This is a genomic window from Candidatus Krumholzibacteriota bacterium (genome assembly GCA_016932415.1).
Lineage (GTDB): Bacteria > Krumholzibacteriota > Krumholzibacteriia > Krumholzibacteriales > Krumholzibacteriaceae > Krumholzibacterium.
The window spans coordinates 1-15,336 of the sequence record JAFGCX010000007.1 but is presented as its reverse complement, the minus strand read 5'-3'; the positions used below and the strand labels follow the sequence as shown (position 1 = coordinate 15,336).

Below are 15,336 nucleotides of genomic sequence, written 5' to 3'. Positions count from 1 at the left end.
GCCGAACGGATAATTCAGGATATATCTATCATCTCGTTCTCAATGACCAGTTCTCTCACTATCGACGTGACGGCAAGTCCGCCGATCTTTACCGTATCGCATTCGCTTGTGTTATCCGTCTCGACGAGGATCTTCGCCTGATTATCGGTTTCACGCCCCTGCTCCATAATCATTGAATCAGAACTGACGATACCATGCCTGAGAAGATAAGTCGCCAGTCCTGCCGCGGCCGTACCGGTCGCCGGATCTTCCCACATCCCTACCGCGGGAGCGAAATGCCTCGAGTAGGTCACCGAATCTTCATTGAAAGTGTCGAGGGTGAAGATATGATTCGTATCGATACCGTACTTTTTATTCATCAGGCCGAGTTTGATGAGATCGGGGTTGAGGTTCTGTATCGTCTCTTTTTTCTGTACGGGGACCATCAGCTGATGAAGCCCGGTTGATATGACTTCGACGCTCAGCCCGGTGCCAAGTATATCGTTTTTCTCCAGTCCGAGTATGTCTGAAAGGAGATCGAGAGGGACGATCGATGGATGAAAATCGGAGATAGTCTGTCTCATCATTATCTTGTGGAGCGTTCCCCTCCCGTTGGCAGTCTCGATCTCGATCGAATCGCCCGAGTCGCCGGAAATCGTCCCGAGGGAAAAATCGATTTCCACGGAAATATTGCCGACGTTCGTCTCAAATCCGACGGTGGTCTTTCCGTTCCTGAGATCGATCCTCATATCTTCTATAAGAGCGTAACAACATGCTATAGTTACGTGACCGCTCAGGTCCACTTCTTCGGTGGGAGTGAAATACCTGATTCTGAACATTGATTCAGGTGACGAAGGCATTGTAACGAAAGCTGTCTCGGCAAGGTTCATCTCACCCGCGATCTTAAGCATATCATCCGATGTCAACCCGTCCGCATCGGTTATGACACCAGCCGGATTACCACAGAACGGACTAGTTGTAAAAGCATCAACCTGTTTGATCGTTAATCTTGGCATCGTGGACTCCTTTTAATTGTTCTGTTGCAAAAAGCAAGTTTGTTGTGCATTTTCCCCTATCCTGTCTTCACCTGTTTGCTTGTCCGGTATCTTTTCCTGCTGTTTCCCGTCGTTACTTAATCGCTGTAATAACCCGTAAATACAGCCAGTTAGTATATAGTCCCCTCAATACTCACATACATCGAGGATCATGGGACTAAAGTCTCCTTGTGGTACAGCAATTGCAAAATCGATTCCCGATATAATCCCCCGCCATTCTTCGGCGGATTATTTCAAAACTTGAGAGATTTCCGACATCGGGGAAATTCAAACGCGGATTACGGAGTAATATGGAGCAGAAAGAAAGCGTTCTCGAGATCAATGAACTGACCTGGTATATCAACTCCCGCTACGGGATCGATCTGTCGATGTACAGGACTACCTGTATGAAGAGAAGGATCATGCACAGGATCCAGATGGTGGGGTGCGACAGCATCGACGAGTATTTCATCTACCTTAACGAACATCCGGAAGAAATCGAAAGACTGAAGGATATAGTTACGATCCACGTGACAGGGTTTTTCAGGGACGAGGATGTCTTTCGCAAGCTGGAAACGGTCTTATTCCCTGAACTGATCGGAAGAAAAAAAGAAAACGGCGGAGTCGTCAGGATCTGGAGCGCCGGGTGCTCGACCGGGGATGAGACGTACAGCCTCGCCATCCTTATGGATTATCTGCTCAGTAAATATTCGCCGGGAATGGAACTGGAAGTATTCGGGACCGATATATCCGAAGAATCGACAAAGACTGCCAGGGCAGGTCTTTATTCCGAAGAAAAGATCACGCGGGTTCCCGCTCAGATGAAATCGGTGGCGTTTGAACCGGAAGACGGGATGTTCAGGATCTCCAACCGGATAAGAAGATCGGTAAAATTCCGAGTCCATGATCTCTTTTCACCGCCGCCATTTTCCCTGCTGGACCTGATCGTCTGCAGAAATGTCCTTATTCATTTCGAGCATGATATACGGGGGCAGGTCATTTCCAGGTTTCACAGCGCTCTCAGCGATGAAGGGCTGCTTATCCTCGGCAAGAGTGAGGCTCTTGAATCCGGTTCAGGAGATCAGTTCGAGATCGTCGATCCAAGAAACAAGATTTTCAGGAAGCTTATAGTCAAGAAAGATGCAGAAAGTTCAAATCAGACCCAGGGAGGAAAATAATGATTCGTTTCAATCCGAAAAGGACACTCAGCAGCAAGGTCTTTGTGACAATGTCGCTGGTGTCTCTTTTGATATGCGCGGGGATGTCGTTTTCGTTGTTCAGGTTGTCAGGCAACTCGACCAGAGACACCCTGGTTGAAGTCCAGGCAGATATTTCAGGGCTGATAAACGAGGCGGCCGCCCTGATCGATGGAAGCGAATCGCAGGAAGATCTTGCCCTGGCCTATGCCGAATTGAAGGCCCGGCATGGATCGCTCGATCGAATCGACCTGATCGACCGAGGCGGAAAAACCATCCTGTCCATGTCTGGAATGGAATTCAGCGACGAAAAGGCAAACGCCGACAGAACAGCAACAGACGATGAGGCAAGGGCTGAAGGCCAGAGCTACGAAATACCGCTTGGAGGAAAAGAGCATCTTACGCTTAAGATATGGACTTATGACAGTTCCGGCAGGGCGTTCGCTTTTTCGGCGTTTATAAGGATAATTCTCGTCACTGGGATATCCCTCTTCATCGTATTCGCTTTCTTCTATTGCCAGATCCATTACATGATCAAGAAACCGGTCAGGCAGCTGCTTGAAGCCAGCCGGGTGCTTGCCACTAACGCGGGAGATCTGACCACGAAGATCAATATAAACTCTGACGGCGAGCTGGGGAGGCTGGGAGCGACTCTGAACGAAATGTTCTCCAATATATCAGGGATAATAAATATCATAAGGTCTACTTCGGACAAAGTGAATTTTTCCGCCCAAAGCCTTTCCGCTTCCACCGAACAGATGAATTCGATTACCGAAGAGACTTCAATGACGGTCCAGAAGATCGCCAAGTCGACTGATCTTCAGGCCCAGAAGGTGGAAGACACGATAAGAGAGATCAAGAATATGGAGCGTTCGGTCAAGCAGGTCGCGAACAGCGCCGAACTGGCAGCCTCGGCCGCCACAAACGCTTCCGAAACGGCTATCAAGGGTGGAGAATCTGCCGAAAAAGCCGTTCAGAAGATCAACACGATCTATGACGTGACCAAAGAATCTTCAGTGATCATAAGGCATCTGGGCGAAAGATCGAACCAGATCGGGGAGATCGTTGATGTAATCACCGATATAGCGGACCAGACTAATATGCTCGCGCTCAACGCGGCGATCGAGGCGGCAAGAGCCGGCGAGGCGGGAAGAGGGTTCGCGGTGGTGGCCGATGAAGTAAAAAAACTCGCCGAAGGCAGCGCGAAGGCCGCGGAAGAGATAGCAGTCCTTATAAGAAAGACCCAGGATGACACGCAAACCGCCGTTCAGAGCATAGAACTTGGCTCAAAAGAAGTTGCGGAGGGTAAAGAAGTGATCACCAGGACCGGTGAATCTCTCAACGAGATCGTGGAAGTGTTGAAAAGTTCAAGCGACATGGCCAGGCGTATTTCAGCCGCGACCAAGGAACTGAGCCGTGGAATGAAGAATGTGATCAGCTCGATCGATGAGATCTCTTCAAGCGCGGAGAAGAACGCGTCGTCGACGCAGGAGACTGCCGCTTCGATGGAGCAGATGACTTCGAGCATGGAAGACGTGGCTTCCTCCGCGCAAAAGCTCAGCGATATGGCTATCCAGCTCAGAGAACACGTGGGCCGGTTTAAAATCACCATGATCGATAAGGTAGATGAAGCAGTGATCGTAAGCTGATCGCGTGAAAAAGAGGTAAGCGGTGATGGAAACAAAGAAAAAATTCACTGTTGAGGGTAAAGGCCTGCAGCTGGTGACGTTCAGGCTCGGTAGCGAAAACTATGGTATTCCGGTCTCGAAGGTCAAGGAGATAATACGGCCTATCAAGGCTTTCCCCGTCCCGGGCATGGCAAATCCTGTTTCCGGCGTGATCAATCTCCGGGGAGAGATAATTCCCGTCCTGGAAATACATTCGGTCCTTGGAGTAGAGGAAGATCCCAACCGGGGGAATAAAAGGAAAAAGAGGGTAATAATACTGGATTCCCGGGAAGGTGGATTCGGTTTCATGGTCGATGAAGTGAAGGATGTGGTGCGGATCGATTCAGAAGAGATCAGGAAATCGCCGGAGGTGTCCAGCGATCATTCCTTTGAGCAGTCGGTCATGGGGATAGCGCAGATCGAGGGTGAGATGCTTATCTGCATCGAGCCCGAGAAGATAGTGGAACAGTGTCTTGATATTAAGGAGCTGTTCGCGCAGTGCATGGAAGCGCAGCAGTAAATTCGCGAGAGAGGCTTATTCGATCCTGGGAAGAAATTTGGGAGCGTACAGTTTCCGGAAAGACAGCATATGATCCGCGACAGTGAAACAGGAACGATCATAAAAGTCGGGATGGCTCAATTCAGGATCGGAGTTGCTCCAATGAGGATGTACACAATGGCATTGGGTTCCTGCGTGGGGATAGTGCTCCATGATCCGGTCGAACGGATGGGAAGTCTCGCCCACGTGATGCATCCCAATCGCGACAAGGTGAAAAACAATGAGAATCCGGCGAAATTCGTCGATTCGGCTATCGAGATAATGGTCACGAGAATGATCAAGTGCGGCGCTCAAAAAAACAGAATGACGGCCAAGTTGTTCGGAGGAGCGCAGATGTTCAAGCATGTGATCGGCAGTCGTGGAGTCATACAGGTCGGACTGGAGAATATCAGGACTGCCCGGGAGAATCTGAAATCGGCAGGGATCCCGGTAATCGCCGAATGCGTCGGGGGAACGACTGGAAGGACAATATTATTCACGATATCCGATGGTAACGTATACGTCCGCGACGCGCATGATAACGAGGAGATATATTGATGAACGAGGATAGAATCAGCAGGGGAAGAAAAGAGATCAGATTGCTGATAGGCGAGGATTCCCCCTTCATGCGGACCCTTATAGCGGAATCGGTGGAGACTGATCCCGATATCAAAGTGGTCGGAACGGCGGCTAACGGGAGGGAAGTACTTAAAAAACTCGTCGACCTGAAACCTGATTGTATCACTCTCGACCTGGAAATGCCGCGAATGGACGGGCTCGATACGCTCAGGTATATAATGAGCGAATGGCCGGTTCCCGTCGTAATTCTGAGCGGCCACACGGCAAACAACGCGCGAATGGCACTTACCTGCCTCGAATACGGAGCTGTCGATTTTGTGGCCAAGACCATGAGTGGTAACAGGTTTCCAGTCAGGGAACTGATATCGAAGATCAGAATGGCTTCTACGGTAGATGTCGAAAAGGTCAGGTTTTCCCCGGCTGAGCATAACCTGAGAATCGATCGCAGTGTCGAAAAAAAGAATCGTGACGATTCTCTTGTAATAATAGGAGCGAGCACCGGCGGACCGCAGGCGTTGATGGAGATCATTCCGAGACTTCCCGATGAAATAAATGCCAGCATCCTTCTGATTCAGCACATGCCTCCTGATTTTACCGGTTATCTGGCTGAACGCCTTGATTCACGGGCAGCCGCGCCGGTCCATGAGGCGGGTAGCGGGGATCTGATCCTTCCGGGAAGAATCCTTGTCGCTCCGGGAGGAATGCACCTTTTTCTCGATGAGGACAGGGGTAGGCCTTCGGTAATGCTTTTTCCAAGGAACGATCTTCAGAAGACAGCCTGTCCCTCGATAGATTTTGCGATGACTTCTTTTGCTCCGGTATTCAGGGACAGGATGATCGGCGTGGTCCTGACCGGAATGGGCAAGGATGGAACCGCGGGGTGCGCCTCTATTAAAAAGTATGGTGGAAAGGTGATCTGCCAGGACCGTTCGACATCCCTGATCTACGGGATGCCAGGGTCGGTGGAATCGGAAGGACTTGCCGACAGGGTCGTGCCTCTCTGTGAGATAGCGGATGTAATAGTCGAGATGGTGAATGAAACTATAGTAATGGAAGCCGGATCATGAAAGCAAGCGATTACAAAGCTCTGTTTGTAAGTGAAGCGAACGAGATCCTGAGGGCGCTTGAGGAAGGGATGATGGATCTTGAAAAGGGCGATAATAACACCGCCTGCCTCGAGGAGTTATTCAGGAACGCGCACAATATGAAGGGTATGTCAGGAGCAATGGGATACGATCAGGTCGTGGAAGCGAGTCACGCGCTTGAGAATATTCTCGATTACTGGAAAAAAGGCGAGTTGACTATCGATTCGTCCGAGATCGACCTTCTTCTGAGAGTCGTGGACATGCTGGGAAAACTCGTCCATTGGGCGATGAATGAAGAAGAAGGCATCGAAGGCGAGCAAATGCTGGGAGATATTCTCGTGCTGCTTTCACCCATCAATATGAAACTTGGAAAGAACGATCCGGATTCCCTGGAAAAGATTGAAAATGTGATCAGCGAAAGAGGGCTGGAGAAGACAGTCGAAACCGATCATGGCGTTGAACTGCCTGGCATCGCGGATCCCCCGGAATTCCGGACCTGTGATATCAATGACAGTCCTCATCAACAGGCGATCGTATCGACGAGAGTCGATCTTGAAAGGCTTGATAATCTTATGGATCTGGTCGGAGAGCTGATAATAAGTCGCATTCGCCTGAGCAGCATCGCTCAGGAGACAGGGGCAAAAGAGCTGCTGGCTGAACTCGAATCTTCTGGAAAACTCATATCGGAGATCCAGAAGGATGTCATGGAGGCAAGGCTGGTACCGGCTGAGCAGATTTTTCACCGTTTTAAAAGAATGGCCAGGGACACCTCCAGGGAACTCGGCAAGAAAGTGAAGTTTGAGGTGAAAGGATCAGATATCGGGTTGGACAGGACTGTTCTGGAGAGGATGGGAGAACCACTGGTTCACCTGATAAGAAACGCTATAGACCACGGAATAGAATCTCCAGAGGAACGGATCGCCATGGGGAAGCCGGAGACAGGTAATTTAATACTCAGCGCTAAAAGAGAGAAGAATCATGTCATTGTTGAAGTCGAGGATGACGGGCGAGGGATAGATATTGAGACGGTCAGAAAAAAATCGGGAAAAGAGACGATTGAAGAACTGAAGGGAGATGAGATCGGCGATGAATTGTGCGGAATCCTTACCGCTCCGGGATTCAGCACGCGAGACAGGGTCAGCAGGTATTCAGGGCGTGGAGTCGGGATGAATGTCGTGAAGGATACTATAGATTCTCTCGGCGGCTCGATGAATATCGCCAGCCGGAAATCGGGAGGGACTCTCATATCGATGCATCTTCCGATAAATCTTTCCATCATAAAAGCCCTGTTGTTCCGAGTCGGGGCCGAGATACACGCTCTTCCGATCGAATACGTCAAAGAGACGACCCGCGTGGAGCACAGTTCGTTCAAAACGATCCGAGGTAAGCAGGTATATCTAAATGGAGACGAAACTGTACCTGTCATCCGGCCTGATGAGATCTTCGAGATGAGACTCGATCAGAACGCGTCACGTTTCATAAAAATGATAATCATCGATGCCGGAGAGGAATCGGCCGGCCTGATAGTCGATCATATCATCGGTCAGCAGGATGTTGTGATCAAAGGATTACCGGTGATGGTCAGGGGAATAAGCGGCATTTCGGGAGCGACTATTCTCGGAAGCGGAATGATCGCGTTTATTTGGGATCCTAGAGTAATTTTTCAAGGAAGGTGTACGAATGAGTCCGATAAAGAGACCGTCTTACTTGAGAATTGATGCCTTGAAGGAGCTCGGTAACATAGGCTCGGCTCACGCCATAACCGGCCTGTCGGACCTGCTCAAAAAAAGGATCGATGTCTCGATAACGAACGTCGATATCATCCCGTTGCAGATAATCTATACGCTTTTCAACGGGCCCGAATCAATGGTCTCGGTCGTTTATCTCGAGGGATACAGCGACGATTTCAAAGGGATGATGTTTCTGATATTTCCTCATCCAGAAGCGAACAAGATGGTTGAGATGGCCAGGGGGTGCGAGGTCGGAGATAACGTCCTGTCAGACGAGATGTCCCTTTCCACCTTGAAGGAAATAGGGAATATCATGTGCGGATGCTATCTTAACACCCTGGCTACCTTCATCAACCGGAAGATCATGCATTCGGTGCCGCAGTTTTCCAACGATATGCTCGGTGCCGTAATGGATTCGATCCTGATAGATCTGAGTCTTGAATCTGACTACGCGATCGTCCTGGAGACGGCCTTTTCACTGCCGCAGAATCAGTGCAAGGGTTTTCTTTTCTTTATCCCAGCTCCGGATTCGGTCGATGTCCTTTTTGACGCTATAGGAATTGATTAGTTCTGAAAGGAGAAGATTAAATGAAACCAAGAGTATTAGTAGTAGACGACGCGATCTTCATGAGAAAGATGATCGCAGATATCCTTGAGGGTCAGGGAATGGAGATCGTCGGCGAGGCCGATACAGGAGCGGGAGCGGTTGAGAAATATTCCGCGCTTAAACCCGATCTTGTCACGATGGACATCATCATGCCTGAGATGAATGGGATTGACGCGGTAAAGAATATCATGGCTTCCGATCCGCAGGCGAGGATCGTCATGTGCAGCGCCCTCGGGCAGCAGGCTCTTGTCCAGGACGCGCTTGGAGCCGGGGCGAGGGATTTTCTTATAAAACCGTTCAACCCTTCAAGGGTAATCGAGGTAGTATCAAAGATTCTGAACCAGGCAAGCAAAGTATGACCTGGTAGTGGAAGGATGGGACATGCCTGAAATCGATGAAAAGGAGCGGGACACGCTGATCAGCTTTGCTTCCAGAGTGGATCGCAACGACCCAGGCGCTTTGAACAACCTCGGTGTACTTTACTTCAGAAAGGGGTTGTACGACGAGGCCGTCGCCCAGTTCAAAGAAGCGCTTAAAATAGATTCGAGATTCGACCTTGCCAGGGAAAATCTTCGTTACCTTTTCTCGGAAACAAAGATGGAAGATCCCGACGTAAGCCGCTGGAAGCAGGAAGTCGATAAAGATCCGGACAACGACGAAGCGCTTCTTCGCCTTGGGATAAGTTACCAGAACATGGGTAAACTGAAAGAAGCCTCGGAGACGCTCGGAGCTGTAGTGGGGAAGAATCCCGATCACTACATGGCCAGGATCCATCTTGGAAGCGTATTGAAATCAAGAGGGCTTCACCAGCAGGCGCTCGAGCATTACCTCTGCGCCGGCGACAAGGTCAGCAAGTCGGCCGTATTCCATACCGACCTCGGTGAGATCTTTTACAATCTCGGACGAACCGACGAAGCCATCACCGAACTTATGGCCGCGATTAAACTTGACGCCGAATACTGGAGGTCGCATTTCCTGCTTTCGTTCGCCTATGGCGATATCGGTAATTTTCAGGAAGCGCTCGAAGAGAGCAGGACCGCGTCGAAGCTCAATCCATCTTTCAAGAATACGGAGGCGAACCTCGCCCTTTCCGAATTTGACGGCGAGAAGCAGAGCCAGATGTCAAGCCGGATAGGCAAGGATATTCCCAGCCTGGAAAGTACGTCGTTTACTCTCGGGGCCGCGTACCGGGAACGGGGTTACTACAGGGAAGCCCTTCAGGAATTGAATAAAGCGCTTTCCGACATGACCGAAAAGGATAAGGTCCATATCGAGATAGGCAAAGTCAATCTTTCCGAAGGCGATGAGGAAAAATCGCTCGGAGCTTTTCTCAAGGCCCTTGAGGAAAATCCGGAAAATTCCGAGGCTTTCAGGCTTTGCGGGTGCATATACCATCTCCGCGGCGAGTTCAAAAAAGCGGCGATATGCTATCTTCAGTCGTTCAGGCTCGATTCGGCTGACGCCAGCACGATGAACAATCTGGGAGTCCTTCTTTACCAGGCGGAGCTGTTCGAAGACGCAGAAAGGATGTTCAAGAAAGGGCTGAACATCAATCTTTATAATATCGAGTTGAACTATAATTTTCTGACCTGCAACCTTCTTAAAGAAGATTATATGATGGTAGAGAATCTTATTCAGAGGATGGAGGCTTTCGTAGGCAAGAGCGCGATTCTGTATGAAAAACGGGCGATCCTGCATTACAAGCTCAACAGGATGACACTGGCCCTGTTCGATATAGAAAGCGCCCTTACGTCAGACAGCAGTCACAGTGACGCGCTTTACCTCAAAGGGCTGGTCTTCCTGAGGGAAGAGAATTTCAAGGGAGCAATCCAGTGCATCCTTGACGCTGCGAAGATCAAACCCGAATACACGGGATATCATTTCTATATCGCCATAGATGATCATATAAAAGCCGACCCGGTCCATGTAGAAACATCGATGCAGGGCGAGCCGGACGACGAACTGATCGAGATACTGCAGGCAGGCGTCCATCGCCGGTTCGACAAGATACGGGATTTCCTGATGAATGTCGTCGAGGATGGCATAAGGGAGATCGAAACGGGAACAGCGGCAGTTTCAGATTTGAAAGAACCAGTGAAAACAGTTGATCAGGTGAAACCCGCCGATGGCGATCTCGAAAGCAAGGAAATCGATCTGATTGAAGAGCTGAAAATGGATCTCTAAAAGGTGAAAGGAAATACCAGACAATGACAATCCAGTCTTCTATAAAGGAACTAGGTTTATTTGACCTGTTTCAGCTGCTTCATCTTAACGCAAAGACCGGAAGGTTGATAATCAGTGACGCGGCGGAAAACAGGGAAGCCCAGATTCTTTTCCAGGAAGGTTCCGTATGTCTTGCTTCGATGCATGACAGGTCACCTAAAACCACAGAAATGCTTCTTGAAGAATGGGGAGTCATAGATCAGGCGACCCTTCCCGCGATAACGAACGCGAGCAAAAATTACAACAATATGATCGACTGCCTGGCTGGAGAAGGGATCTCCTCAAAACCCCATCTGGAAAGTTTTTTTGGTTCGAGGATACGTGAGAACATATATGATATTTTCAAGTGGGAGAACGGAGACTGCCGGTTTATCGAGGAGGAACTCGACAAGAGACGGGAAGTCCTCGTACTGCTTAACACGGAGAACCTGATTCTCGAAGGGGCAAGAAGGATAGATGAATGGTCGAATATAAAGGCAAAGGTGCCGTCAAGACATTCGGTATTTCATCTCTGCCCGGGGAACGAAAAGGACCAGAGGTTGAATCTCAAACCGAAGGAATGGGAAATACTTTCTCTTGTCGACGGTGTGCGTTCAGTCAACGAAGTCAATAACCTTGTAGGCGAGGATCTCTTTACGACCAGCAAGCTGATATACGGGCTTGTGGTGATGAATGTAATAGAACTGGAGGAGTCGCAGGCCGATGACCAGGCCGGGGCGAAAAACGAGGAAAAACTCGATGAACTCGTCAGGAGAGGAAAAGAACATTACAGCAGACTGAACCTGGAAATGGCGGCCGGCGAATTCGAAAAAGCCCTTCAGATCGATCCTGATTGTTTCGACGCCTTGAGAATGCTTGGAGAGATATATTATAAAATGGAAAGATTGAGCGAATCTCTCGTCTATCTGAGAAAAGCCCGGACTCTCAGGCCCCAGAACCAGAAGACCATGTTTATCAAAGGATATCTTCACGCAAGACTGGGAGAAGTCGACCTGGCCGTCAATGAATGGGAAGAGCTCAGAGAAAAAGCGAGAAACCCGAAGATCATAGATATCGTCAAGCACAGGATCCAGGTCGCGAGGGAATGGGAAAAGGTCCTTCAGGAATACTAGATTCCCGCCCGAGAGATCCTCTTTTCGTGCCGCATCGCTCCCTGATCAAGGGGCAAAGCCTCCTGATCGATCAATGATGATCCTGCCCTTCCGGGAGTCTTTTTGCCCGGAAAATCCTCCTTTTACATTTTGTTCCGGCATGATATCATCCTGGTTCGTTCATCACAATGATTTGCCGGGAGGACTGCCTGACTCCGTTTTCCCCGGCAACAGACCCCGATAGTCTGTACAGATGGGAGGTTAGGATGTTTTTGAAGTTTACAACGATCCTCGTCATCGCGATACTGCTCTGCGGGCCGGTTATTCTCTCCGCCGAAGAGGGTATGTGGCCGCTCGACAGGATCGACAAGGAGCTTTTAGCCGAAATGAAGGGACTGGGGCTGGAACTGTCCCAGAAAGAATTATACGCGCCTGGTGGATCGGGTGTGGCATACGCCATCGTAAACCTTGGAGGCGGCACCGGCTCCTTCATCTCTTCGACAGGATTGATTCTGACCAATCACCATGTCGGATTCACCGCTCTCCAGAGAGCCAGCACTAGCGAGAACAATATCCTTCAGAATGGATTCTACGCAGGGGAGATCGAAAACGATATTCCAGCCGAAGGTTATCAGGCAAGAGTCCTCGTTTCGATAAAAGATGTCACTGAAAAGGTACTGAAAGCTGCGAAGGGAAAATCCGGAGCGGAGCGGTACAAGGCGATCGAAGACGAAATAAAAAGGATTGAGCTCGAGGGAGAGAAGGACAGCGACCTGCGCTGCAGCGTCTCCGCTTTTTACAGCGGGATGGAATACAGGATGTACACCAGTTTCATCATAAAGGACATCCGTATCGCGTACGCTCCACCAAGAGCGATCGGTAATTACGGGGGTGACATCGATAACTGGATGTGGCCGAGGCATACGGGGGATTTCACAATCCTCAGGGCGTACGTCGCCCCGGACGGTTCTTCCGCCGAATATGCCGAAGAGAATGTTCCATACAAACCGGCAGTCCATCTGGCGATCTCGAGCGAGGGGGTCGAAAAGGACGATTTCACGATGATCCTCGGATTCCCCGCGGCTACCCAGCGTTACAGATCGTCCTACTCGATAGAATGGAGCCAGAACTGGAGGTTCCCCAACAATATCGGGATGTTTGGAGACATCATCGATATCTACAAGAAAGCCGGCGAAAAAGATCCGGCGGTAGCGATTAAGGTCGCTTCGTACGACCAGATGCTGAATAACTCGATGAAAAATTACCAGGGGCAGCTCGAGGGGTTCCGCAAGGCGTCTCTTCTCGATAGAAAAACAGAAGACGAAAGAGCTTTTACTGATTGGGTCGAAAGCGACGGAAAAAGGAAAAAGAAATACGGTGATATCCTTCCATCGATCGGTAAGCTTTATAAGGAAAACGAGAAATATCGCGCCATGGACGGCATAGGCAGAATCATGAGTTTCAGCTGCCAGATGGTAAGCGCCGGCATGACGATATTCAGGTGGACGGAGGAAAAGCAAAAGGAAGATTTCGAGAGGGAGCCCGCCTACATGGAGAGGAATATCGACCGCGTCAGGCAGCGCCTAGGCATGATCGACCGCAGTTACGATGAGAATGTCGACAGGACCCTGATGAAGTATTTGTTCAGGCGCTCGATCGATCTTCCGGAAGAACAGCGAAGCAAGACGATGGAATCGATGATAATGGGGATGGCTGGCGACGATGTCGATATGAAGATAGACAATCTTGTCGAAAAACTGTATTCGGGAACAAAACTAGGCGATGCCTCGGAAAGGAACAGGATGTTCGACCTCTCGAGGGAGGATTTGATGAAGGAAAACGACACCTTCATCGAGTTCTGCGCCGCCTTCGAAACAGAGATAAAGGATGGGGAGAAAAGGGATAAGGAGTTCGCCGGCATACTCTCCGAACTCAGGCCGCTCCTTATCGAAGGGATGAAGGAATGGAAAGGCGGGGCTTTCTACCCCGATGCCAACGGGACAATGCGGCTCACCTACGGTACTGTCAAGGGGTACTGGCCCAGGGACGCCGTCTATTACGATTATATTACCTCTTTCTCCGGGATGATCGACAAGAATACCGGTGAGGAACCGTTTGACTGTCCTCATAAGCTTGTCGATCTGCACGGGGCGGGTGATTTAGAAGGATATGTAGATGATTATCTCGGAGATCTACCGGTAGATTTCCTTTCCACGTGTGATATCACCGGAGGGAATTCGGGAAGCCCTATCCTTAACGGAAAGGGTGAAGTCATTGGAGCGGCGTTCGACGGAAATTGGGAATCGATCTCGGCCGATTATCTTTTCAACAGCGATCTCAACCGTTGCATAAGTGTCGAATCGAGATATATTCTATTCGTCCTTGACAGGTTCAGCGGGGCCGATGGACTCCTGAAGGAATTGACGATCCATTGACGCGCCTGTGCGGCGCTGACCGGCAATAAGGAACCTGCTGGCGGGAGGTGATCCGGATACGGGCCTCCCGCCGGTCTTTTGGATGGAGGGGAGGGTTTATGGGAGAGATATTTGCTTTAGTCACTGCTCTTATCTGGGCCTTTGCCGTTATTCTTTTCAAGAAATCGGGAGAGAAGGTGCCTCCATTCGCCCTGAACTTCTTCAGGGTGGGAGTAGCATCTGTCCTTTTCGTTTTAACCTTCATAGTCATCCGCGAGCCGATCCTGGGAAGAGCCCCGGCGAGAGACTACCTGATCCTCATGCTGAGCGGAGCTATAGCGATCGCGATCTCCGACACCTTCTTTCATATGTGCCTCAACGCGGTCGGCGCCGGGATCAACGCCCTGGTCGATACTCTCTATTCCCCGTCGATAATCTTTTTCGCCTATATGATCCTTGGTGAAAAGCTCAGCCTGTGGCATTTCGGCGGGCTTGTCCTCGTCGTCTCAGGGGTCTTTCTGACGACGAAGGTGGAGCCTCCGGAGGGAAGGACGAGAAGAGAACTTGTGATCGGCGTTATCTGGGGCGTCATTTCGATGCTCACCCTCGGGCTCGGTATCGTTATCGCAAAACCTGTCCTTGAAAGGTCTCCCGTCCTCTGGGCGACCGCCGTGAGACAGATCGGATCTTTTCTTGTTATGATACCGGTCGCCCTTATCATGCCGTCGAGGCGGGAGGTCTTTTCCACCTTTCTCCCTAAAAAGCACTGGAAATACATGATCCCCGCGACGGTGCTGGGTTCTTACCTCGCTCTGATCTTCTGGATCGGGGGGATGAAATATACGAGGGCGGGTGTGGCGGCGATACTGAATCAGACAAGTTCGATACATATCCTGATTCTCGCTTCGATCTTTCTAAAAGAACCTTTTACGAGAAACAAGCTTATAGCAGCCGCTCTGGCTATTTCAGGGATCATTCTCGTTACGTTCGGCTAGTATGTCCCGCATGATAATGATCTCCGGCAGTCTCCAGGGAGACGACCGGTATCGGCCGCCCTTGGGAGCGGCTGGCGAATACCACAGCCGCTCCCAAGGGCAGATCGAATTATCGAAGCAGTATCATCTTTTTCGTCTTGTCTATATCGTCGGATCTCAGGCGGTAGAAGTAGACTCCGCTCGACACCTGGCTGCCGC

General features: G+C 50.2%; 13 protein-coding genes. 12 read left to right on the top strand and 1 reads right to left on the bottom strand.

Going from position 1 to position 15,336, the window contains the following annotated elements; all coding sequences use genetic code 11:
• Positions 1-14: 14 nt before the first annotated feature.
• Positions 15-995 carry a PhzF family phenazine biosynthesis protein gene (locus tag JW814_00870; GenBank protein ID MBN2069979.1) on the bottom strand — a complete coding sequence of 327 codons (981 nt, stop codon included), beginning with the start codon at positions 993-995 and terminating at the stop codon, positions 15-17.
• Positions 996-1,324: 329 nt separating this feature from the next.
• Between JW814_00870 and JW814_00865 the strand changes: the two genes are divergently transcribed.
• The 12 genes from JW814_00865 to JW814_00810 all read left to right on the top strand — a co-directional run bounded on the left by JW814_00865 (position 1,325) and on the right by JW814_00810 (position 15,138).
• Positions 1,325-2,191, top strand: coding sequence for a protein-glutamate O-methyltransferase CheR (locus tag JW814_00865; GenBank protein MBN2069978.1), 867 nt, complete (start codon positions 1,325-1,327; stop codon positions 2,189-2,191).
• Positions 2,191-3,858 carry a methyl-accepting chemotaxis protein gene (locus tag JW814_00860; protein MBN2069977.1) on the top strand — a complete coding sequence of 556 codons (1,668 nt, stop codon included), beginning with the start codon at positions 2,191-2,193 and terminating at the stop codon, positions 3,856-3,858. Before JW814_00865 ends, JW814_00860 begins: the two co-directional genes overlap by 1 nt.
• Positions 3,859-3,883: 25 nt before the next feature.
• Positions 3,884-4,396, top strand: coding sequence for a chemotaxis protein CheW (locus JW814_00855; protein ID MBN2069976.1), 513 nt, complete (start codon positions 3,884-3,886; stop codon positions 4,394-4,396).
• Positions 4,397-4,465: 69 nt separating this feature from the next.
• Positions 4,466-4,972, top strand: a complete 507-nt coding sequence (locus JW814_00850) for a chemotaxis protein CheD (GenBank protein MBN2069975.1) — start codon at positions 4,466-4,468, stop codon at positions 4,970-4,972.
• A complete protein-coding gene (gene cheB / locus JW814_00845) occupies positions 4,972-6,060 on the top strand; it encodes a chemotaxis-specific protein-glutamate methyltransferase CheB (protein ID MBN2069974.1) in 1,089 nt (362 codons plus the stop codon). The genes JW814_00850 and cheB overlap by 1 nt, the downstream gene beginning before the upstream one ends.
• Positions 6,057-7,796 (top strand): chemotaxis protein CheA, encoded by a 1,740-nt coding sequence (locus JW814_00840; GenBank protein ID MBN2069973.1) that lies wholly within the window; start codon positions 6,057-6,059, stop codon positions 7,794-7,796. Before cheB ends, JW814_00840 begins: the two co-directional genes overlap by 4 nt.
• Positions 7,786-8,376 (top strand): chemotaxis protein CheC, encoded by a 591-nt coding sequence (locus tag JW814_00835; GenBank protein MBN2069972.1) that lies wholly within the window; start codon positions 7,786-7,788, stop codon positions 8,374-8,376. The genes JW814_00840 and JW814_00835 overlap by 11 nt, the downstream gene beginning before the upstream one ends.
• Positions 8,377-8,396: 20 nt before the next feature.
• Complete coding sequence (locus tag JW814_00830) at positions 8,397-8,774, top strand: response regulator (protein ID MBN2069971.1); 378 nt, start codon at positions 8,397-8,399, stop codon at positions 8,772-8,774.
• A gap of 22 nt (positions 8,775-8,796) precedes the next feature.
• Entirely contained in the window at positions 8,797-10,599 is a 1,803-nt protein-coding gene (locus JW814_00825; GenBank protein ID MBN2069970.1) for a tetratricopeptide repeat protein, read from the top strand.
• A 23-nt stretch (positions 10,600-10,622) separates the two neighbouring features.
• The gene (locus tag JW814_00820) at positions 10,623-11,750 is read left to right on the top strand and encodes a DUF4388 domain-containing protein (GenBank protein ID MBN2069969.1); all 1,128 of its coding nucleotides are present in this window, start codon (positions 10,623-10,625) and stop codon (positions 11,748-11,750) included.
• A 245-nt stretch (positions 11,751-11,995) separates the two neighbouring features.
• Entirely contained in the window at positions 11,996-14,164 is a 2,169-nt protein-coding gene (locus JW814_00815; protein MBN2069968.1) for a S46 family peptidase, read from the top strand.
• 98 nt (positions 14,165-14,262) lie between these two features.
• Complete coding sequence (locus tag JW814_00810) at positions 14,263-15,138, top strand: DMT family transporter (protein ID MBN2069967.1); 876 nt, start codon at positions 14,263-14,265, stop codon at positions 15,136-15,138.
• Positions 15,139-15,336: the final 198 nt, after the last annotated feature.

Coding starts and splice junctions, on each gene's coding strand:
- JW814_00870 (MBN2069979.1), bottom strand. CDS start 995: ATGCCAAGATTAACGATCAAACAGGTTGATGCTTTTACAACTAGTCCG.
- JW814_00865 (MBN2069978.1), top strand. CDS start 1,325: ATGGAGCAGAAAGAAAGCGTTCTCGAGATCAATGAACTGACCTGGTAT.
- JW814_00860 (MBN2069977.1), top strand. CDS start 2,191: ATGATTCGTTTCAATCCGAAAAGGACACTCAGCAGCAAGGTCTTTGTG.
- JW814_00855 (MBN2069976.1), top strand. CDS start 3,884: ATGGAAACAAAGAAAAAATTCACTGTTGAGGGTAAAGGCCTGCAGCTG.
- JW814_00850 (MBN2069975.1), top strand. CDS start 4,466: ATGATCCGCGACAGTGAAACAGGAACGATCATAAAAGTCGGGATGGCT.
- cheB (MBN2069974.1), top strand. CDS start 4,972: ATGAACGAGGATAGAATCAGCAGGGGAAGAAAAGAGATCAGATTGCTG.
- JW814_00840 (MBN2069973.1), top strand. CDS start 6,057: ATGAAAGCAAGCGATTACAAAGCTCTGTTTGTAAGTGAAGCGAACGAG.
- JW814_00830 (MBN2069971.1), top strand. CDS start 8,397: ATGAAACCAAGAGTATTAGTAGTAGACGACGCGATCTTCATGAGAAAG.
- JW814_00825 (MBN2069970.1), top strand. CDS start 8,797: ATGCCTGAAATCGATGAAAAGGAGCGGGACACGCTGATCAGCTTTGCT.
- JW814_00820 (MBN2069969.1), top strand. CDS start 10,623: ATGACAATCCAGTCTTCTATAAAGGAACTAGGTTTATTTGACCTGTTT.
- JW814_00815 (MBN2069968.1), top strand. CDS start 11,996: ATGTTTTTGAAGTTTACAACGATCCTCGTCATCGCGATACTGCTCTGC.
- JW814_00810 (MBN2069967.1), top strand. CDS start 14,263: ATGGGAGAGATATTTGCTTTAGTCACTGCTCTTATCTGGGCCTTTGCC.